The 20018-nt window shown below is 35.7% G+C and carries 20 protein-coding genes, 1 tRNA gene, 1 other RNA gene, 1 riboswitch and 1 other annotated feature; of the genes, 5 read left to right on the top strand and 17 right to left on the bottom strand.

Annotated elements, in window-relative coordinates:
- Positions 1-161: 161 nt before the first annotated feature.
- From ADJ83_RS17040 to tadA, 6 genes are all read right to left on the bottom strand, one after another.
- On the bottom strand, positions 162-380 hold the full coding sequence (locus tag ADJ83_RS17040; RefSeq protein WP_048718501.1) for a YaaL family protein: 219 nt from the start codon (positions 378-380) through the stop codon (positions 162-164).
- Positions 381-397: 17 nt separating this feature from the next.
- On the bottom strand, positions 398-994 hold the full coding sequence (recR, locus tag ADJ83_RS17035) for a recombination mediator RecR (RefSeq protein ID WP_016205308.1): 597 nt from the start codon (positions 992-994) through the stop codon (positions 398-400).
- An 11-nt stretch (positions 995-1005) separates the two neighbouring features.
- On the bottom strand, positions 1006-1326 hold the full coding sequence (locus tag ADJ83_RS17030) for a YbaB/EbfC family nucleoid-associated protein (RefSeq protein WP_031539265.1): 321 nt from the start codon (positions 1324-1326) through the stop codon (positions 1006-1008).
- Between the two features lie 76 nt (positions 1327-1402).
- Complete coding sequence (dnaX, locus tag ADJ83_RS17025) at positions 1403-3106, bottom strand: DNA polymerase III subunit gamma/tau (RefSeq protein WP_048718500.1); 1704 nt, start codon at positions 3104-3106, stop codon at positions 1403-1405.
- Between the two features lie 217 nt (positions 3107-3323).
- Positions 3324-3588, bottom strand: an RNA gene (gene ffs / locus ADJ83_RS24615) — signal recognition particle sRNA large type.
- Between the two features lie 85 nt (positions 3589-3673).
- The gene (gene tadA / locus ADJ83_RS17020; protein WP_031539263.1) at positions 3674-4186 is read right to left on the bottom strand and encodes a tRNA adenosine(34) deaminase TadA; all 513 of its coding nucleotides are present in this window, start codon (positions 4184-4186) and stop codon (positions 3674-3676) included.
- Positions 4187-4385: 199 nt separating this feature from the next.
- Between tadA and ADJ83_RS17015 the strand changes: the two genes are divergently transcribed.
- A complete protein-coding gene (locus ADJ83_RS17015; protein ID WP_031539262.1) occupies positions 4386-4949 on the top strand; it encodes an isochorismatase family cysteine hydrolase in 564 nt (187 codons plus the stop codon).
- 35 nt (positions 4950-4984) lie between these two features.
- The gene (locus ADJ83_RS17010; RefSeq protein ID WP_048718499.1) at positions 4985-6271 is read left to right on the top strand and encodes a glycosyl hydrolase family 18 protein; all 1287 of its coding nucleotides are present in this window, start codon (positions 4985-4987) and stop codon (positions 6269-6271) included.
- Between the two features lie 53 nt (positions 6272-6324).
- Here ADJ83_RS17010 and ADJ83_RS17005 read toward each other — a convergent pair whose 3' ends face one another.
- Genes ADJ83_RS17005 through ADJ83_RS16985 form a run of 5 tightly spaced genes read right to left on the bottom strand, consistent with a single transcriptional unit; the run spans position 6325 to position 10028 of the window.
- Positions 6325-7332 carry a ThiF family adenylyltransferase gene (locus ADJ83_RS17005; RefSeq protein ID WP_031539260.1) on the bottom strand — a complete coding sequence of 336 codons (1008 nt, stop codon included), beginning with the start codon at positions 7330-7332 and terminating at the stop codon, positions 6325-6327.
- Positions 7329-8096: a thiazole synthase gene (locus tag ADJ83_RS17000; RefSeq protein WP_031539259.1), complete on the bottom strand. Its 768-nt coding sequence runs from the start codon at positions 8094-8096 to the stop codon at positions 7329-7331. Before ADJ83_RS17000 ends, ADJ83_RS17005 begins: the two co-directional genes overlap by 4 nt.
- 2 nt (positions 8097-8098) lie before the next feature.
- Positions 8099-8302 carry a sulfur carrier protein ThiS gene (gene thiS / locus ADJ83_RS16995; protein ID WP_031539258.1) on the bottom strand — a complete coding sequence of 68 codons (204 nt, stop codon included), beginning with the start codon at positions 8300-8302 and terminating at the stop codon, positions 8099-8101.
- Positions 8303-9427, bottom strand: a complete 1125-nt coding sequence (gene thiO / locus ADJ83_RS16990) for a glycine oxidase ThiO (RefSeq protein WP_048718498.1) — start codon at positions 9425-9427, stop codon at positions 8303-8305. It lies immediately after the preceding gene.
- Positions 9408-10028, bottom strand: a complete 621-nt coding sequence (locus ADJ83_RS16985; RefSeq protein WP_231512591.1) for a thiamine phosphate synthase — start codon at positions 10026-10028, stop codon at positions 9408-9410. The genes thiO and ADJ83_RS16985 overlap by 20 nt, the downstream gene beginning before the upstream one ends.
- Positions 10029-10144: 116 nt before the next feature.
- A riboswitch (TPP riboswitch) is annotated at positions 10145-10255 on the bottom strand.
- A 326-nt stretch (positions 10256-10581) separates the two neighbouring features.
- On the opposite strand from ADJ83_RS16985, the gene ADJ83_RS16980 reads away from it, so the two are divergent.
- Both ADJ83_RS16980 and ADJ83_RS16975 read left to right on the top strand, forming a co-directional pair.
- Entirely contained in the window at positions 10582-11241 is a 660-nt protein-coding gene (locus tag ADJ83_RS16980; protein WP_031539255.1) for a deoxynucleoside kinase, read from the top strand.
- Complete coding sequence (locus ADJ83_RS16975) at positions 11219-11890, top strand: deoxynucleoside kinase (RefSeq protein WP_031539253.1); 672 nt, start codon at positions 11219-11221, stop codon at positions 11888-11890. The genes ADJ83_RS16980 and ADJ83_RS16975 overlap by 23 nt, the downstream gene beginning before the upstream one ends.
- 310 nt (positions 11891-12200) lie before the next feature.
- Here ADJ83_RS16975 and ADJ83_RS16970 read toward each other — a convergent pair.
- The 6 genes from ADJ83_RS16970 to guaB form a co-directional block, all read right to left on the bottom strand.
- Positions 12201-12293: transfer RNA gene (locus ADJ83_RS16970), tRNA-Ser, on the bottom strand.
- A 204-nt stretch (positions 12294-12497) separates the two neighbouring features.
- Positions 12498-13778 (bottom strand): serine--tRNA ligase, encoded by a 1281-nt coding sequence (gene serS / locus ADJ83_RS16965; RefSeq protein ID WP_048718497.1) that lies wholly within the window; start codon positions 13776-13778, stop codon positions 12498-12500.
- Positions 13779-13889: 111 nt separating this feature from the next.
- Positions 13890-14113 (bottom strand) — a binding site (T-box leader).
- Between the two features lie 51 nt (positions 14114-14164).
- Complete coding sequence (gene pdxT, locus ADJ83_RS16960) at positions 14165-14770, bottom strand: pyridoxal 5'-phosphate synthase glutaminase subunit PdxT (protein WP_396953905.1); 606 nt, start codon at positions 14768-14770, stop codon at positions 14165-14167.
- 1 nt (position 14771) lies between these two features.
- A complete protein-coding gene (gene pdxS, locus ADJ83_RS16955; RefSeq protein ID WP_048718496.1) occupies positions 14772-15653 on the bottom strand; it encodes a pyridoxal 5'-phosphate synthase lyase subunit PdxS in 882 nt (293 codons plus the stop codon).
- Between the two features lie 193 nt (positions 15654-15846).
- Entirely contained in the window at positions 15847-17178 is a 1332-nt protein-coding gene (locus ADJ83_RS16950; protein ID WP_048718495.1) for a D-alanyl-D-alanine carboxypeptidase family protein, read from the bottom strand.
- Between the two features lie 169 nt (positions 17179-17347).
- Positions 17348-18814 carry an IMP dehydrogenase gene (guaB, locus tag ADJ83_RS16945; protein WP_048718493.1) on the bottom strand — a complete coding sequence of 489 codons (1467 nt, stop codon included), beginning with the start codon at positions 18812-18814 and terminating at the stop codon, positions 17348-17350.
- A gap of 114 nt (positions 18815-18928) precedes the next feature.
- On the opposite strand from guaB, the gene ADJ83_RS16940 reads away from it, so the two are divergent.
- Positions 18929-19888 carry a YaaC family protein gene (locus ADJ83_RS16940; protein WP_031539246.1) on the top strand — a complete coding sequence of 320 codons (960 nt, stop codon included), beginning with the start codon at positions 18929-18931 and terminating at the stop codon, positions 19886-19888.
- The last annotated feature ends 130 nt before the right edge of the window (positions 19889-20018 follow it).

The raw sequence follows: 20018 nt of genomic DNA, 5'->3' as shown, positions 1-20018 counted from the left end.
TCGTTTTATAAGAAATATCAACATTAAACTTTAACAGAGCCTATTATTTAAACAAAAGATTACTTTGTTCCATTATGCTCTAATCTCCAATAATAATGGAAAAGAATAAAAAACAAAAAAGAACAGACCGAGCAAAAATAAGTTTTCACTCGGTCTGTTTATTATTTTAATAAGTTTATTTTTCTTTGTTTTGCTTCTTTAAATAGGAAAAAGTATTTTGCTTCTGACAGTTTAGCAGCGCTAATTACTTCATCGGAAGGATCAAAACTTTTATCTAATAGACTCTTATCATTTAACCATTCTTTCTTTAAATGATTAAATTGGACTAATAGCTTTTCATCGAAATCCTTCCTTAACTTCCCTTTTCTTTGAAAGAACATCACTAGCCCTCCTGTTCTTACACTTCTCTTCTACCTTCTAATGCTTTAGATAGTGTAACCTCATCTGCGTATTCTAAATCGCCACCTACTGGTAAACCATGGGCAATTCTTGTGATTTTAATTCCTGACGGTTTAAGAAGACGTGAGATATACATGGCTGTTGCTTCTCCCTCTATATTCGGATTGGTTGCCATAATAACCTCTTGCGCTTCATCATCTTGCAATCTTTTTATTAAAGAAGGTACATTAATATCTTCTGGTCCTATACCATCCATCGGAGAAATAGCACCATGAAGCACATGATAAAGTCCGTTATATTCTTTCATCTTTTCCATCGCTATTACATCTTTAGGATCTTGAACTACACATATAATACTTCGGTCTCTTCTGCTATCTTCACATATATAACATGGATCTTGGTCTGTTATATGCCCACAAACAGAGCAATAAGTAAGGTTTCTTTTTGCATTAACAAGTGCCTTTGCGAAATCTAATACTGTATCTTCTTTCATATTTAATACAAAAAAAGCCAGTCTTGAGGCCGTTTTAGGCCCGATGCCTGGCAATTTCATAAAGCTGTCAATCAGCTTTGATATAGGTTCAGGATAATGCATAATCTCCCTCCTTAAAACATTCCAGGAAGATTTAATCCTTTTGTAAACTGACCCATAGTAGAGTTAGTAAGTTCATCCGCTTTTTTTAATGCATCATTTGTTGCTGCTAGAACTAGATCTTGCAACATTTCTACATCTTCTGGATCGACAACCTCTTCCTTAATAATGACATCAAGAATTTCTTTATGACCTGATACAACTACAGTTACCATTCCGCCCCCTGCTGTTCCTTCAATTTTCTCCTCACCAAGTTGCTCTTGAGCTTCAGCCATTTTCTTTTGCATTTTTTGCATTTGCTTCATCATATTTTGCATATTTCCCATTCCACGCATTTATCATTACCTCCAGTTTATAGTTTCCATTGGTTTATCTACATATTATGTACATATATAACCAATAGGTTCAAAATTAATCCTTCACTTCTAATAATTCTTCACCAAATAATTTTATTGCTTCCAAGACAACAGGATTATCTTGACGTATTTCTTCGTCTTCCTCATCAGACTCTGCATGATGAGAACTATTTAGAAAGTCTTCCCTTATAGTGAGCCATTGTTCTTCCGGTACTCCTAATAAATTATACCTTGTACCTGTAAGCTGATACAAAGAATTAGTAATCGTCTCTATAAATTTACCATTATCTAATGCCATTTGACAGTGGATTTCATATTTAAACTTAATAATCAAAGAGTCAGATGATGCAGCAACTGGTTCTGCTTCATTCAATAACGCTGCCTGTGATCTCATTTGATTTTGGACTAGCGTATTTAGCATTGCTCCCCAATTACTTTTTACTTTTTGTAGTTCTTGCTTCGTTGCATTTTTTAGAGTCTCCGTTATTTTACCTAATGGAGCTTGGAATCCTTTTCTATTCGTTCTAGCTTTTTTCTGTATTGTCTGTGTTTCCACTGCTACAGATACTCCATTTTGCTTGAGGTTCGAAACTTCTTGTTCTAAAGAAGTTATCTTATCAAGTAAAGATTGTATTTCTGGGATACTCACCTGTGCTTGTCCAGATGAAGTCGCCGTCTCTAGCTGGCACAGATTCACAATCGCCACTTCTAAAAAGATTCTAGGATGATTGGTCCAGCGCATATCTTGCTGCGTTTTATTTAATACGCGAATAAGCTCATAAATTTGTTCATGTGTATACGTTTCTGCAAGATCTTTGAAATCATCATCTAACAAAACTCGCTCTAATGATTCTTCTAAGCGAGGCGCTGTTTTATATAGCAGCATATCTCGATAAAAAAAGATAAAATCTTCAATAAATCGATTAGAGTCTTTTCCTGCAAGAAGTAATTCATCTAATGATTGAAGACCTCTTACAGTGTCTCCATCTAAAATAGCTTTAGATAAAGTATTTAAAAAGTTTTGGGAAACAGCTCCAGTTACGGTAAGAGCATCTTCGACTGTAACTACTTCATTGCTATAAGAAATAGCTTGATCTAGCAAACTTAACGCATCACGCATTCCACCATCTGCCGCTCTTGCAATCATTTGCAATGCTTTTTCCTCACAGGAGATTGCTGACTCATCCATAATCAATCTCATTCGATTGACAATCGCTTGCGATGTAATCCGTCTAAAATCAAATCGCTGACATCTTGAAATAATCGTTAAAGGAATTTTGTGAGGTTCAGTAGTGGCCAAAATAAAGATTACATGTTTAGGGGGTTCCTCCAATGTTTTCAAAAGAGCATTAAATGCTCCAATTGATAGCATATGCACTTCATCGATAATATAAACTTTATAAGGTACAGAGCTAGGAGCAAATTTAACCTTATCTCTTATATCCCTTATTTCTTCTACTCCATTGTTAGAAGCAGCATCTATTTCGATTACATCTGGTATAGTACCATCTGTAATGCCCCTACACGCATCGCACTCATTACAAGGTTCACCAATTGGTGCTCTCTCACAGTTAACAGCCTTTGCTAATATTTTTGCTGCACTTGTTTTCCCTGTTCCCCTTGGTCCAGAGAACAAGTAAGCGTGAGATATTTTTTGTTGAAGAAGGGCATTTTGCAATGTCTTTGTTACGTGTTCCTGCCCTACTACATCTATAAACTGCTGAGGACGCCAAACCCGATATAAAGCTTGATAGTTCATAGTACCCTCCATTTTTTATTCATACAATTATTATAGCTTATCCATGTATATTTTTACATCCATAATAGCATACATAAAGGCATCTAAATAGCTTCCCTTTAAAAAAGAAAAACCACGGCACTTCTTTCTATTTAAGTAAAAACCGCTCATTTATTCGTTTTCATCTTACAAAAAAACTCATCCTAGTGGATGAGTTTTGTATGTATAAATTAAGCTGCCGTGCACCTTTCATCGACTGGCACCCATAAGCGTTACTTAAGTAGTTAGCTCGGTCCAGGTAACCCTGCGGCACATGGGGGTGTCCACTTAATGCTGCTTCCTTCCGGACCTGACATGGTTCATGGATTCCCATTGCGCAGGACCCGGACGTCAACACCACTTACTTAAGGCAGACCCTACAGGATACCAGCCTCAGAAAGGAATTCAGCCTCGCTAGAGCGGATTGCGAGTACAGGGCACCGCTACCTCCCCGCTTAGCACGACAAAATTGATACCGAATATTAGGTGTCCTTAAGACACACTCTTAGTATACTGATAATGAAAGGAAAAATCAACATAAAGCATTTGTTAATTATTGTAAAGATCATTTTTACTTGTCTTTTGTCTTTTTTCTTCCTTTCTACGATTTCTAATTTCCTGAAAAAAAGAAGTTAATAACTGTCCGCATTCTTGGTCTAATATACCAGAAGCCACTTCACTCTGATGATTAAACCGACTATCTTGAAGTAAATTCATAAAGGTACCAGCACAACCTCCCTTTGGATCAGCAGCTCCATAAACTACTCGAGGAATACGTGACAGTAGAATAGCGCCAGAACACATCGCACATGGCTCAAGAGTAACATAAAGTGTTGCTTCTTCTAACCTCCACGTACCCAATACTTTACAAGCTTTTTCAATGGCGAGTAATTCTGCATGGGCAACAGCAGATTGATCTGTTTCTCTTAAGTTATGTGCTCTTGCTATTACCTCCCCCCTATAGACAACAACTGCTCCAATAGGCACTTCTCCAATTTCTGCCGCTTTCTGTGCTTCCTCTATCGCTATTTTCATAAATAATTGATCTTGTTTTTCTTCCATTCTTACAGCCCACCTATATAAAAACACAAAATTTGTTATGAAATTTCTTCTTTGATTTAAACTAAGTAAACTAGATAATTAATCACAACCATTCCACTTTAGCCAAACGAGAGAAAGTTGTTGGATGGACTGATTGATTTTTCTTTACAACTAGAACCAATGCTTCATTCTACCATTTTACATAGAAAAGGAGAACCGTATGGAATCATCTGAAACAGCTCTGTTAATTATTGATATGATTAATGACTTTAATTTTGAGCATGGAAATATTTTAGCAGAAAAGGCATTAAAAATTGCAGATCAAATCCAATTACTAAAGAAACAATGTGATAAAGAAAATATTCCAATCATCTATATCAATGATCACTATAATTTATGGCAAGCAGAATTGAACAAAGTAATAGAGTATTGTAAAAATGAAAAAAGCGAATCTGTTATTGGCAAAATAAAGCCAACTGACAAAGATTATTTTTTAATAAAACCAAGACATTCTGCTTTTTATGGGACAGCCTTACATACATTACTTACCCAGTTGCAAGTAAAAAAGCTTATCCTTAGCGGAATTGCTGGCAATATTTGCGTGTTATTTACTGCAAATGACGCCTATATGCGAGAATATCCACTTCTTATCCCAGATAATTGTATTGCTTCTGTTGACGATGAAGATAATCACTATGCTATTCGAATGATGAAAAATGTTATGCGTGCAAAAATATTTACATTCAAAGAAAACACGAGCATTTCTCCTCTTTCTTCCTCATAAGCTGTAATAATGTATCCTTATCAGGAGGGAAGAATATGCAAATTCATGTTGTCAGCAATAATCAAACCTTAACAGGCATTGCAGCTGCATACGGTACTACAGTTAATGATTTGGTAGAAGCGAACGACCTGCCAAATCCGGATCGATTAACAATAGGGCAAGCACTAGTCATTCCCATCATCGGCAGCTTTTATTGGGTACAGCCAGGAGACAGCCTCTGGTCTATCGCTCAAAGATTCCGATTAAATTATGAACAATTAGCCACTATTAATTCCATTCCTGTGAACCAATCTTTACAAGTCGGCTTACGTTTATACATTCCAGATCGTCCAAAAAGACCAGTTGATACTAATGCATATGTGGAACCAAGAGGAACATCTGTTGCCCCTAATTTAGAGGCAAGCGCGCGAGAAGCCGCTCCCTATTTAACCTATCTCGCTCCTTTTAGTTTTCAAGCATTACGGGATGGAAGCTTAAAAGAACCGATCCTCAATAATTTCCCTAGCATTGCCCAAAGAAATAGAAATGTACTCATGATGGTCATTACGAACCAGGAGAACGATCAATTTAGTGATGAATTAGGAAGAATCCTATTAAATGATGAAACCATCCAAAATAACTTTATCAATAATATAGTTGCGACCGCTAAAAAATACGGATTTAAAGATATCCATTTTGATTTTGAATATTTAAGACCAGTTGATCGGGAAGCCTATAACTCCTTCCTGCGTAAAGCCAAAAATCGTTTTTCACAAGAAGGCTGGCTATTATCTACTGCTTTGGCTCCTAAAACAAGTGCCGATCAAAAAGGAAAATGGTACGAAGGACATGATTACAAAGCCCACGGAGAAATTGTTGATTTTGTTGTCATCATGACATATGAATGGGGCTATAGTGGCGGACCTGCTATGGCTGTTTCTCCTATTGGGCCTGTAAGAGAGGTACTCGAATATGCAATCACCGAAATTCCCTCTTCTAAAATTATGATGGGGCAAAATCTTTATGGATATGATTGGACACTGCCATTCGTTGAAAGATCCATTGCAAAAGCACTTAGTCCTCAAGCAGCAATACAGCTTGCAGCTGATAATAATGTCGCTATTCTTTATGATCAGAAAGCACAGGCTCCTTATTTTAAATACACAGATAGTGCAGGGAAATTACATGAAGTATGGTTTGAGGACGCCCGCTCCATTCAAGCTAAATTCAATTTAATTAAAGAATTAAATTTAAGAGGAATCAGCTATTGGAAATTAGGGTTGCCATTTCCTCAAAATTGGCTTTTAATAGTAGATAATTTCCAAGTAACAAAAAGAACTTAAATACAAAAGGAAAGGTCTCTTTTTCAATCAGACCTTTCCTTTTTATGCATCTTCTAACCAATTAATTTTGTATATATTGACTTTGCCATACTAACCTCTGAGGTTCCATGAATAATAGCACGACCATCCTTAAATAGGATAACTCGATAACCATCATAATGAAAAGAAACTAAATAGGGATTTGCAATTAAGTTTTCCACCAGAGATTTCCACCGTTGCGAGAGCCCATATAAATCCAATTCCTTAAAAATAGGCGGACGAATATGAACCGCATCTCTCCCACACAGTACAGCCGCTTTCGTTTGTTTTTGCGCTGATAAATACGGAAAGTCAGCATCGTCCCCACAAGAAGGACAGCTGTTATTTCTTAATGCCGCAACATTCACTTCCGCATATTCCATTTTCCAAATATCAAAAGAACGAAGGACTGGCCATACTGTTTTACCTGCAAGAATCTGCATTGCTTGTGATACTTGCATGGCAGCAACCCACTGAACGATGGGACTAATAACACCCGCCGTATCACATGTAATATGTTGAGAAGGAAGCTTTTCAATTAAACAATGGAGACAAGGAGCATGTTCTCCAATAACTGGATAAGAAAGCCCATAGCTCCCAACACAAGCTCCAAATAGAAAAGGAATATGATGCTTAATCGCAGCATCATTTATCACCATTCTTGTTTCAAAATTATCCGTTCCATCCATTAAAATAGATGCACCACGAATAAATTTTTCCACCGTATGATAGTTAATATCCTCTACAATCGACTCAATAAGTGTATGACTGTTAATTTCCTTTAGTCTTTTTTCTGCAGCAATTGCTTTAGGAAGCTTTTTCGCCGCATCCTCTTCTGTATATAGCTGCTGTCTTTGCAGATTACTTTGTTCCACGTAATCACGATCAATAATGGTGAGTTTTCCTATTCCCGCTCTAACTAGCATCTCAGACACTGCCGATCCTAAAGCTCCAGCTCCTAAAATAACAGCGTGACTATTTTCAATTTTTATTTGCCCATCTTTTCCAATAAATAATGCTTGTTTCAAAAAGCGACTAGTCAAGATGTAATCATCCCTGTCAAAGGACTACTTGCGACTCCATAATTTTTCTCTTCTATTCTTCCTGCTTCATATCCTAATCGGCCTGCTTCGATCGCTAGCTTCATGGCATATGCCATTGTAACTGGGTCTTTCGCATTGGAAACTGCCGTATTCAAAAGTACCCCATCTGCTCCAAGCTCCATAGCATATGCTGCATCCTTTGGAGAACCGATTCCTGCGTCTACAATAACAGGAATCGCGCTTTGTTCAATAATAAATTGTAAATTTAATGGGTTGATAATTCCTTTTCCAGACCCAATTGGCGAAGCGCCAGGCATAATGGCATGTACCCCTAACTGTTCTAGCCGTCTAGCAAGCACTACATCATCAGAAGTATAAGGCAATACAATAAATCCTTCTTCTAACAACTGCTCAGAAGCCTTTAAAGTTTCTACAGGATCTGGCAGCAGCGATTTATCACACCCGATTACTTCAACTTTAATCATGTCACATAATCCAGATGCTTTTGCAAGCTTAGCGATTCTTACCGCTTCCTCAGCTGTTTTTGCGCCTGCTGTATTAGGAAGGAGCGTATATCTTTTTAAATCTAATTGCTCTAAAAAGTTCGGCTGTGATTCTTCAAATATATTCATCCTCCGTACAGCAAAGGTTAGAATCTCACTTTGTGATACTTCTACAGCCTTTTTTTGCACCTCAAGTGACGGATATTTCCCTGTTCCAAGTAATAAACGAGACTGAAACGTGCGATTAGCTATTGTTAACATGTTTACCCTCCTCCAACAAAATGAATTAATTCGACTTTGTCTTTTTCTTTTAATAGATGAGCTTGATAGTGCTCTTTTCGTAAAATATTTTTATTTATCTCCACAATCACAATACGATTATTTAATGCAAATAAATGCAATAAATCTTCCACTGTAACTACATTCTCCGGCAGCTGCTGTTCCTTCCCATTCAATTGGATGATCAATTACTTACTTCCCTCCCTATGCATAAAATCATGACGCTCCACTTTAAATGCATCTACCCACCGTTTCTCTACAGGTGAACCAATCATTAAATCACGAATCATCTTCCCTGTAGCTGGTGCTAATAATATGCCATTTCGTTGATGCCCTGTTGCAAAATATAAGCCTTTCATCTCTGGATGCTCTCCTATAAATGGATATCCGTCATAAGTTTGTGGTCTAAGTCCCGCCCATGCCCGCTTCCATTTCATCTTTCCAACTTCCGGTATCATTCTTTTTGCTTTTTTTATCACTTCTTGTAGTCCATCAAGGGAAGGATCTTCAGTCCAATCATTCCATTTTTTCGTCGCACCAATAACAAGCTCATTATTATTTCTAGGTACAATATAAAATTGGTCATGAAATACAGAATAATGTAACGGAGCTCCATCATTTAACGCGGCCACACATTCGCCCTTTACTGGAATAATTTCATGAGGTAATCCTAATTGCTGAAAAAAGTAATTACTCCACACACCACTCGCAACGACAACATTATCTGTTAAAAAGGTCCCTTGCGACGTTTTCAGCACATATCCCATTCCATTCTTTTCCACTCTTAATACACGGGTATATTCATAAATTTCGGCTCCTAATAGCTTAGCTCCTTTACTTAGACCATTACATGCTATTAATGGGGTAATATGTATATCCTCTTTTAAATAAGCTGCTCCTACAATATCTGCTGCTAGCTGAGGTACTTTTTCTCTTGCTTCTGTGCAATCCAACCATTCCACTGACGATAAGGAAAGAATAGATTCCAGGTCTCTCTTTTCTTCCTCTGAATAAGCAAGCTTCAATAATCCACCATTTTTCTTTTCAAAATCAATAGTTGTTAGTTCTTTTATCTCTTCATAAAGTTCCTTATATAAAAGCTGGCTACTTCTTGCAAATGGATAGAGCTGCATAAATTCTTTATACTCGGAGTGAGCACCTAGCATTCCAGCTGCAGCACTTGTTGATTTTCCGCCCATTTGCTGTGCTTCGAAAATAGCTACCTTTCTCTTCTCTTTTGCCAAATAGTAAGCGATAGAACTACCGATAATTCCACCACCAATAATTGCAACATCAAACTTCTTCGTTTCCAAGCTCTTCACATCTTTCTCTCATACTTTGCACTACCTTTAATGGATCAGATGATGAAAAAATAGCTGACATAATAGCCACTCCATCCACACCAAAACTCGCTAGTTCTTCTATTTGATTCTCCGTAATTCCCCCTATAGCATACAGTGGAATAGATATATTTCTTTTTATTTCAGAGATAGAGGACAACACGATAGGAGGCTTTCCTTTTTTACTATTTGTAGGATAGCAATGGCCGTATATGACATAATCTGCAATCTCTTTATCTGCTAGAATTGCTTCTTCTTTGCTATGAACAGATACACCTATATACATTTTTGGAAACCTTGTTTTCACATCATTAACAGACACTCCACTTGTCGGTAAATGGACATTTTTTAACGAATGCAATAGCGCAATATCAAGACGATCATTAACAATTATTTTTCTTGCAGGTACCCCTTCCTTAAGCAAATAATCACATAGCCTATAAATTTCTTTTGGACTTTTGTCTTTCTCTCTAATTTGCAGATAATCCACATATGGATGGATTTCTAATAAAATTGATAAAAGCTTCTTTAAGGTATGTTTGTTATCTGTGACAGCCATTATCTTAATATTCATCACCCCAACTTATCATTTAGAAGGAAAAGTGGCTGAAAACACCAAAATCCACTTTTCCAATTATAGAAAAGTGGTTAATAAACTACGCCTAATGAAAAGTTCATTAGACACGCATATTTAAAGATACTCCACTTTCCTACGCAGGTACGAACCTGTTCAGGTTTTGAGGGTTTAAAAAGTAACTACTTTATTCTCAGCCCTTATCAAGGGATCCCCTAGTGATTCATTTATAAACTTTACCCATATACTACCATAAATCAAAAATTTAGCAATATAAAATTCAAAATTTTTTTACTCTTTTATCCTCTAACTAGGGTAATCATTCATTAACCAATAGTTCTATTTGAAATAAGCCGTAATAATACTTCAGGAAAAAACATGCATATGTCCACATCACTCTTCATGTGTTAAAATGACTCTTGTACTATTTTTATTACCTACTAAAGGAAGCAATTGTTTGTATAGGCTTTACACGCAAAATAGTTGTTAGGCTAATCTACAAGCCTTTTAAAAATCTTTGCTCCTTAAAAATAAGAGAACAGGAGGGACAAGTGTGAATAGTATCCCTTTTATTACAGTAGAAGGACCTATTGGAGTTGGGAAAACTTCTTTAGCTAAATTACTCTCAGAGTACTTTCAATACGAGCTTCTAAAAGAAATTGTCGAAGAAAATCCTTTCCTCGGAAAATTTTATGAAAACATTGATGAATGGAGTTTTCAGACAGAAATGTTTTTCCTATGTAATCGATTTAAGCAGTTAAACGATACAAGAGACCATTATCTATCTAAAAATATTCCTGTAGTTGCAGATTATCATATATTAAAAAACCTTATTTTTGCTAAAAGATCTTTACAGGATAATGATTTACAGAAATATGTTCGTATATATGAGGTGTTAACAGAAGACTTACCGATGCCGAATATTATTATTTACTTACATGCCAGCTTGGATACAATAATGGCACGAATCAAAAAAAGAGATAGAGACATTGAAAAAAATATTAGTCCTCTTTATTTAGAACAGCTAGCTTCTGATTATGATATTGTCATGAATGACTTCAAAAAAAATAATCCACATATTCCTGTATTAGATTTCAATGGAGATACACTGGACTTTGTTCAAAATAAACAAGACTTAGTAAAAATTATTGACACAATAAAAGAAACTTTAAATATAGGAGCCTTTAAACATGAATCTACGAACAAAATATAATATTCCTAGCAATTCCGTTATTACGATTGCAGGAACAGTTGGTGTTGGTAAATCAACGCTAACAAATGCACTAGCAGATGCTTTGCAATTTCGAACTTCCTTTGAGAAAGTGGATACAAATCCATATCTTGATAAATTTTATCATGACTTTAGTAGATGGAGTTTCCATCTGCAAGTATATTTTTTAGCAGAACGCTTTAAAGAACAAAAAAGAATCTTTGAATATGGCGGCGGATTTATTCAAGATCGTTCCATTTATGAAGACACAGGCATATTCGCGAAAATGCATTATGAAAAAGGAACAATGTCAGAAGTAGATTATGAAACATATACAAGTCTTTTTGATGCAATGGTGATGACACCTTATTTCCCACATCCAGATTTGTTAATATACCTTGAAGGATCTCTTGATGATATTTTACAGCGAATTGATCGAAGAGGTCGAGAAATGGAGAAGCAAACGCCGATTGATTATTGGAAAGAAATGCATGGAAGATACGAAAACTGGATTGAGTCTTTCTCTGCATGCCCAGTACTTCGTTTAAATATTAATGAATATGACGCTATCGCCGGAACACAGTCTATCGAACCAATTATCGAAAAGATAGGAACGATTCTTCAGCAAAAAAATTATAGCCATAAAGCATAAAAAGGACTTTCCTTAGTTTACAAATACAGTCAGCTTCATCTTGTTCGAAAGATTCGCTGACTGTATTCCAAAACAATAAGGAAAATCCTATATATATAAGTTGTTTTCTAAAAGTTTGTTGCTATTTTCAATAGGAATAATAAATCAATTAGAAAAACTGATTCGCTCCATGGAAACTGAGGTGGATTCGAGTCGCAGATCTTTACAACAAACTTTACAAAATAGTCTATGTAAACAATAAAAACCTGCTACCGTAGTAGCAGGTCACATATATCTCCAAATATTATGCGCAATGTAAATTAAAAAATCATGGAGGAGGAAAGGGGATTCGAACCCCTGCGCGGTTTGACCCGCCTGTCGGTTTTCAAGACCGATCCCTTCAGCCGGACTTGGGTATTCCTCCATCAGACAAGTAATAATATATCATCTATTTAATATTAAGTCAACTATATTTTTCATTTTTTTATTTTTTATTTTTTTTATCAAAAAACATATAAAAAATGCATTAATAATAGTATTCTTCTACACTAAATTAAGAATAGCTAACTTCTCGGAAGAGCTGCTCCCTTCCAAGAAGTCATATCCTTTTATCTATCTATTTATTACCTTACTCAGGAGAAATTACTTCTCTATTTCTCATATAAGGGCGAAGTACTTCAGGAATTACAACACTTCCATCTGCTTGCTGATAATTTTCTAGAATAGCTGCAACTGTTCTTCCAATCGCAAGGCCAGAACCATTTAATGTGTGCACATGCTCCGGTTTTCCTTTAGGCTCTCTGCGGAAGCGAATATTTGCTCTTCTCGCTTGGAAAGCCTCAAAATTACTACAAGAAGATATCTCACGGTATGTATTATAGCTTGGAATCCATACCTCCACATCATACTTTTTCGCCGCTGTAAAGCCCAAATCTCCTGTACACATACTCAAAACACGGTATGGTAATCCTAGAAGCTGCAATACTTTCTCTGCATTTCCTGTTAAAGACTCTAGCTCTTCATAAGAATCTTCTGGTTTCACAAACTTCACAAGCTCTACTTTATTAAATTGATGCTGTCTGATCAGACCTCTTGTATCTCTACCTGCAGATCCTGCTTCTGAACGGAAATTGGCGCTAAATGCTGCATATTTGATTGGAAGCTGGTCCCCATCAAGTATTTCATCTCTATGCAGGTTGGTTACAGGTACCTCTGAAGTTGGAATTAAGAAGTAGTCTTCTTTTTCTATTAAAAAAGCATCTTCTTCAAACTTAGGTAATTGTCCTGTACCTGTTAGACTTGCTCTATTCACTAGGAAAGGAGGAATAATCTCTTTATACCCATGTTCCTCTGTATGCAAATCAAGCATAAAATTAAATAATGCTCTTTCTAGTTTAGCCCCTAAACCTTTATAAAATACAAAACGACTTCCTGTTACTTTTGCTGCCCTTTCAAAATCTAGCAAATCTAAGTCAGTAGCAACATCCCAATGTGGCTTTGGTTCAAAATCAAATTTTCTAATTTCGCCCCATTTTCTAATTTCAATGTTATCATCTTCCGTATCCCCTACTGGAACACTCTCGTGAGGAAGATTCGGAATTCCTAGCATAATGGTTTGCAATTTTTCTTCCACATCACGTAGCTCATTATCATATTCTTTAATTTTTTCGCCAACTTCTCTCATTTCTACAATAAGAGCCTCTGCATCTTTTTTCTCTCTTTTTAAAACTGCTACTTGCTGTGATACTTCATTTCTTTTGCTTTTTAATTGTTCTGTTTCAACAATAAGCTCTCGACGTCTTACATCCAATGCTTCAAAATTTTCAAGCTCTGATAAATCTTCTCCTCGATGCTGTAATTGACTTTTCACAAAATCAAAATTAGCACGAACAAATTTAATATCTAACATCTCTTTATTCCTCCCATTTTTTTCTACATGCAATCTACTTCTTTTAGGTTAGACGCCCTCTGTTAGAAATTCTCAAGTTTCTTTTGGAAAACAAAAAACTCCCGTCCCCAAAAAAGGGACGAGAGTTACCCGCGTTGCCACCCTAGTTAAAAGCAAAAACTGCTTTTCACCTTAAAGATCATAACGGTTTTTAGCCGAAAACAATTACTAGCAATCATTGCGTTCCTTGTTTTTACTCTAGGATGGATTCACAAGCTTTATTCACCGATTCACACCAACCATCGGCTCTCTTTTAGAATAAGTAACCTGTTACTATTTCCTATCATAGTAGATTCCATATATTAATTGCATTTATCTTACTATAATTATTTCCGAAATTCAACAACTTATGCAAATAAGTGTTGCTTAGCTTCTATTGCCATATTTATAAAATAGCCAGTTAAACGATGATCTTCTGTTAATTCAGGATGGAAAGAACAACCTAAGAACTGTCCCTCTCTCGCTGCCACAATACGATCATTATGTTTAGCTAGCACTTCTACATTTTCCCCAACGCTCACGATATGTGGTGCACGAATAAATACAGCTGTAAAATCCTCTGCAACTCCTGCAATATCTAAGTTTGCTTCAAAGCTCTCCCTTTGTCTTCCAAAAGAATTACGCTCGACTTGCACATCCATAACACCAATATGAGGTTTATCATAGCCTTTAATGGATTTAGCTAATAAAATTAAACCCGCACATGTTCCAAATATCGGCTTCCCAGATTGAGCAAACGTTTGAAGTGCATCCATAAAGTCATATTTATCTATTAACCTTCGCATCGTTGTGCTTTCTCCACCAGGAATGATAAATCCATCAATTTCATCTAGCTGTTCTTTTTTCTTTATAATAATAGCCTCTGCATTATTCGCCTCAATAGCCTTCACATGTTCTCTTACAGCTCCCTGTAATCCAAGTACCCCTATTTTTATATTTGGCATGGTACTCATATTACCAACCACGCTCTTGCATACGTGCTTCTGGGCTTAAACTAGAAATTTCGATTCCTTTCATTGCTGTTCCAAGATTTTTAGAAATTTCTGCAATTAGCTCATAATCTTGATAATGAGTAGTTGCTTCTACTATTGCTCTAGCAAATTTCGCAGGGTTGTCTGATTTAAATATACCAGATCCTACAAATACACCATCTGCGCCTAGTTGCATCATAAGAGCCGCATCAGCAGGTGTTGCAACACCACCAGCAGCAAAATTAACAACTGGCAGACGACCTAATCTTTTTATTTCTAAAAGAAGGTCATATGGTGCACCTAAAATCTTAGCTTCTGTCATTAATTCATCTTCGTTCATATGAACAACTTTACGTACCTGTGCATTTACTTTTCTTATATGACGGACTGCCTCCACAATATTTCCTGTTCCTGGCTCCCCTTTTGTACGAAGCATAGAAGCACCTTCACCGATACGTCTTGCAGCTTCTCCTAGATCACGACATCCACAAACAAATGGAACAGTATATTCATTTTTATTTAAATGGAACTCTTCGTCTGCTGGAGTTAACACTTCACTCTCATCAATATAGTCTACGCCCATAGCTTCGAGCACTCTTGCTTCGACAATATGGCCAATACGTGCCTTTGCCATTACAGGGATTGTTACTGCATTCATTACTTCCTCTACAATTGTAGGGTCAGCCATCCTAGCTACTCCGCCAGCTGCGCGAATATCTGAAGGAACTCGTTCAAGAGCCATTACTGCTACTGCTCCTGCTTCCTCTGCAATTTTGGCTTGTTCTGCATTAATAACATCCATGATTACTCCGCCCTTTTGCATTTCAGCCATTCCACGTTTTACTCTATCAGTACCAGTTTTCATTGTTTGCCCCCTGTAAAGTCTCAATTTAACACAAAAATTATTGGAATCTTTAGAAGAAACTTATTATTCCCTAATGAAAATAAACAATAAAAAAGAGCTTCTGTCAATACAAGAAGCCCTTTTTCTTACAATTTCTAAAATGTATGCGATTTTCTAATAGATTATTGTCTTTTACTTTTTCACAAAGATTTAATTAGAACCAGCCTTTTACTGTATCAAAAACACTTCCCCATACATTTGAAAAGAATGAACCAACACCGCGCATAGCTAAAACAAACCAATTTGCTTTTTCAACTGTTTCGTTTGCTACTAGGTCTACTTGTACCTTTTCTTTTCCATCACTAGTTAAGAATGGCACTTCTTTTCCGTCTTTCGTTTGTACGGTTACATAACCAACTTTATCTCCTTTTTTAATTGGAGCAGTTAGTTCCCCATCATCATTTAATTTCTTTTCATCTAAAACAACTTTTGCTACATAATTTTCTTTTTCATTATTCTTGATTACTAAGTTAATAGCATCTTTAGTACCAATGCTTACTTTATCTTCTTTTCCTTTGGTTACATCCAATGTTTTATTTTTGGAATCGACATAATTTGCAGGAAGAATTTCTTCCGTAGTGAAATTGCCAAAAGCATAGTCTAGCACTTTTCTTGCTTCAGCAAAACGAGAATCCTTCGATTCACTTTTCATAATAACAACAATATAACGTTGATTCTCTTTTTGTGCTGTAGCAGTAACATTGAATTTTGCATAGTCTGTAGAACCTGTTTTTAATCCATCTACCCCTTCATATCCATAAATCAACGAAGGTATTAACCAGTTGAAGTTTTTATATTCTCTACCATCTCTAAACTTCAGACTTGGCATACCAGAAGTCTCTAAAATTTCCGGATAATCATGAATTAAACGGTAAGCTAATTTCGCAACTGCTTTAGCTGACATTTTATTTTCATCTTCACTGCTTCCTGCTGGAATATTTCCCAATAAATCACTATTGTTTAAACCAGAAGAGTTTACAAATTCAAAATCCTCTAAACCTAATTCCTCAGCCTTTTGATTCATTACACTAATATAATTTTTTTCTGTACCTGCAATTAATTCTGCCAATGCAACTGTCGCAGCATTCCCTGAATGAATGGCCATTGCTTGATACAATTCCTTAACTGTATATTCTTCCCCTTCAGTCAACCCTACATTTGATAACCCAGGTGCACCTGACAGTCTGTGAATATAATTATTTATTTTTACTTTTTGATCCCAAGAGATTTTCCCATTTTTTATTGATTCTAGAACAATATATTCTGTCATCATCTTTGACATAGAAGCGACTCCAAGAAGCTCGTCCGTATTTTTTTCATATAATATTTCTCCGGTATTCGCATCCACTAATATAGCTGCCCCTGCATCTAATCCAAGCTCATCATTTTCAGCAGCATTTGCTTGATATGGTAGAACTGTTGATAGTGTACTTAAGAATAGTACGGCAATGATGAAAGACACCGTCCACTTTTTTACTTGTTTCAATATTAAAACCTCCAAAACTATTTTATCTATTAATCTAGCTTTATTTTCTAAGTTAATTATTTCCCTTGTACAGTTTAACATAAAAAAAACAAAAAAAATAGACAGCGCTATTGATCACCGTCTATTGTAAATGAAGGAAAGTTTTATAACCAATCATTAATAATATATATTAAGAAAGGGAATAGTTTGGTGCTTCTTTCGTAATTTGAACATCATGTGGGTGACTTTCTCTTAAGCCAGCACCTGTCATTTTTACAAATTGAGCATTCTCTCTTAATTCATATAAATCCTTTGTACCACAGTAGCCCATACCAGAGCGAATTCCACCAACTAATTGATAGATCGTATCAGAAAGTGGCCCTTTATAAGGAAGGCGACCTTCAATACCTTCAGGAACAAATTTTTTGTTATCCTCTTGGAAGTAACGATCTTTTGATCCTTTTTCCATCGCAGCAACTGAACCCATTCCTCTGTACACTTTAAATCTTCTTCCTTGGAAAATTTCTGTTTCTCCAGGACTTTCAGATACACCAGCTAGCAAGCTTCCTAACATAACTGCATGTCCACCAGCTGCTAATGCTTTGACGATATCACCAGAGTATTTAATTCCTCCGTCAGCAATAATTGATTTACCATGTTTTCTAGCTTCCGTAGCACAATCATAAACAGCCGTAATTTGAGGAACACCTACACCTGCAACTACCCGTGTTGTACAAATGGAACCTGGTCCGATACCAACTTTAACAATATCTGCTCCAGCTTCAATTAAAGATCTTGTTCCTTCAGCAGTAGCAACATTACCAGCGATAATTGTTATATCAGGGAATGCCCTTCTAATGTCTTTAATACCGTCTAAAACCCCTTGTGAGTGTCCATGTGCTGTATCAATTACCACTACATCCACATTGGATTTAACAAGCATTTCTACACGTTTTAATGCATCACTCGTTACTCCAACAGCTGCACCAACTAATAGTCTCCCTTGTGCATCTTTTGCTGAATGCGGGAATTCAATTACTTTTTCTATATCCTTAATTGTGATTAATCCCTTTAATACCCCATCATCATTAATTAAAGGCAATTTTTCAATCTTGTATCTTTGTAAGATTTTTTCTGCTTCTTCTAATGTAGTTCCTACTGGAGCCGTTACTAAATTCTCTTTTGTCATAACATCCGAAATTTTAATGGAAAAGTCCTCAATAAAACGAAGGTCTCGGTTAGTAAGAATCCCCACTAGTTTTTGCTCCTCGTTATTATTAACAATTGGCACACCAGAGATACGATATTTACCCATTAGATGCTCTGCATCAAATACTTGGTGTTCAGGAGTTAAAAAGAAAGGATCTGTGATTACACCACTTTCTGAGCGCTTTACTTTGTCTACCTGCTCTGCCTGTTGCTCAATAGACATATTTTTATGAATAATGCCCAATCCACCTTGTCTTGCAATAGCAATAGCCATTTCTGCTTCTGTTACAGTATCCATTCCTGCACTAATAAGCGGAATGTTTAAGTTAAGATTTTTCGCTAATTGTACCTTTAAGCTTACATCTCGAGGCAATACTTCCGATTTAGCTGGAATTAAAAGAACATCATCAAACGTTAATCCTTCTTTTGCAAATTTACTTTCCCACATTTTAACGCCTCCATATTGTTAAAAATATTATTAGTAGGTTATCAATTGGATAAAATACTGTCAAGGTCAGTTTAATATGTTTAATTTTTCAAAAAATTTAAGGAGAGTTAAAAAATGCCCAATTATTATAAAGACTGGAGCTCTTTTAGTTGTTTTTTTTCCGCAGAATACAGCCAAAATTTTCTAAAAAAATGTTATCGCGATCTATATATATCTGATTTGGAAACAAAAAGCTATCAAAACTGCTATCCTTTCATGTATTTTTTAGAACATGGAAAATTATATTACCAACAAGCCGAGACAGCTCCACTAAGTATTCAGCCGATTCTTTTATTTTACGGTCTCGTTCATTTAATAAAAGCATGCCTATTAACAGTGGATCCAAACTATCCAAATTCCACCTCTGTTTTAGCCCACGGTGTCTCAACTAGAAAACTAAAAAAGCAGCAGTATTTATTTTTTCAAGACGAAGTTAAAATACAAAAAAACGGATTATTTACTTTTATGGCTAAGAAAATGTTCTCCTATGATAATTTGGAAGGTGAAAAAGTAAAAATGGATTTTCTCTTTAATCAGGTCCCAGAATTATCTAGCTTATTTCAACAATTAGAAGGGAAGTCAACATTTTTACAAGTGAAATATCTTCCGCCTCTTATTACATTGCCAAAACATATTTTAGATTTATATCATTCAAACTGTAATCATTTTAAAAATCATCTTGAAAATTATTATGGCATACATTTAGAAGAAATAGAGGAAAATAGGAGTGAGCTGTTAATCCGACTTTCTGAACCTCTTCCTCATAATAATTTCATTAAATGGGATACGAAAGAAAAATCTTATGTTATTTCTTCTGATAAAGAAAGACCTTGTTTTTCAAATGAAATGTTATCCCACTACTTAATTTTGTATAACTTAAGTATGATTGCTAGATACGAGATTGAATGGTGGAGTGAATTATTAAAAACAATGCCGAATAAAGATTATCCATTTATTGAATCATTTTTATTAATTGCTGCTGAAAAAGGACCTCAATTAATTTATCAATTTTTAAATAATCGAGTAAGTACCTAGTCCACTGGGAATCGACTAGGTACGGTTCTTTTCTCACTTTGCTTTTTATATTTTTAAATTCCTATCACTTATTTACTTATACATATAAAAAACAAGCATCCACCAAAGTAGATGCTTGTTTTATTCGTGC

The organism is Bacillus sp. 522_BSPC, assembly GCF_001076885.1.
Classification (GTDB): Bacteria; Bacillota; Bacilli; order Bacillales; family Cytobacillaceae; genus Niallia; species Niallia hominis.
Note: the sequence above shows the minus strand (reverse complement) of the source record. Positions and strands in the feature narration are given on the sequence as shown.

Coding starts and splice junctions, on each gene's coding strand:
- ADJ83_RS17040 (WP_048718501.1), bottom strand. CDS start 380: ATGTTCTTTCAAAGAAAAGGGAAGTTAAGGAAGGATTTCGATGAAAAG.
- recR (WP_016205308.1), bottom strand. CDS start 994: ATGCATTATCCTGAACCTATATCAAAGCTGATTGACAGCTTTATGAAA.
- ADJ83_RS17030 (WP_031539265.1), bottom strand. CDS start 1,326: ATGCGTGGAATGGGAAATATGCAAAATATGATGAAGCAAATGCAAAAA.
- dnaX (WP_048718500.1), bottom strand. CDS start 3,106: ATGAACTATCAAGCTTTATATCGGGTTTGGCGTCCTCAGCAGTTTATA.
- tadA (WP_031539263.1), bottom strand. CDS start 4,186: ATGGAAGAAAAACAAGATCAATTATTTATGAAAATAGCGATAGAGGAA.
- ADJ83_RS17015 (WP_031539262.1), top strand. CDS start 4,386: ATGGAATCATCTGAAACAGCTCTGTTAATTATTGATATGATTAATGAC.
- ADJ83_RS17010 (WP_048718499.1), top strand. CDS start 4,985: ATGCAAATTCATGTTGTCAGCAATAATCAAACCTTAACAGGCATTGCA.
- ADJ83_RS17000 (WP_031539259.1), bottom strand. CDS start 8,096: ATGTTAACAATAGCTAATCGCACGTTTCAGTCTCGTTTATTACTTGGA.
- ADJ83_RS16985 (WP_231512591.1), bottom strand. CDS start 10,028: ATGAATATTAAGATAATGGCTGTCACAGATAACAAACATACCTTAAAG.
- ADJ83_RS16975 (WP_031539253.1), top strand. CDS start 11,219: ATGAATCTACGAACAAAATATAATATTCCTAGCAATTCCGTTATTACG.
- serS (WP_048718497.1), bottom strand. CDS start 13,778: ATGTTAGATATTAAATTTGTTCGTGCTAATTTTGATTTTGTGAAAAGT.
- pdxT (WP_396953905.1), bottom strand. CDS start 14,770: ATGAGTACCATGCCAAATATAAAAATAGGGGTACTTGGATTACAGGGA.
- pdxS (WP_048718496.1), bottom strand. CDS start 15,653: ATGAAAACTGGTACTGATAGAGTAAAACGTGGAATGGCTGAAATGCAA.
- guaB (WP_048718493.1), bottom strand. CDS start 18,814: ATGTGGGAAAGTAAATTTGCAAAAGAAGGATTAACGTTTGATGATGTT.
- ADJ83_RS16940 (WP_031539246.1), top strand. CDS start 18,929: ATGCCCAATTATTATAAAGACTGGAGCTCTTTTAGTTGTTTTTTTTCC.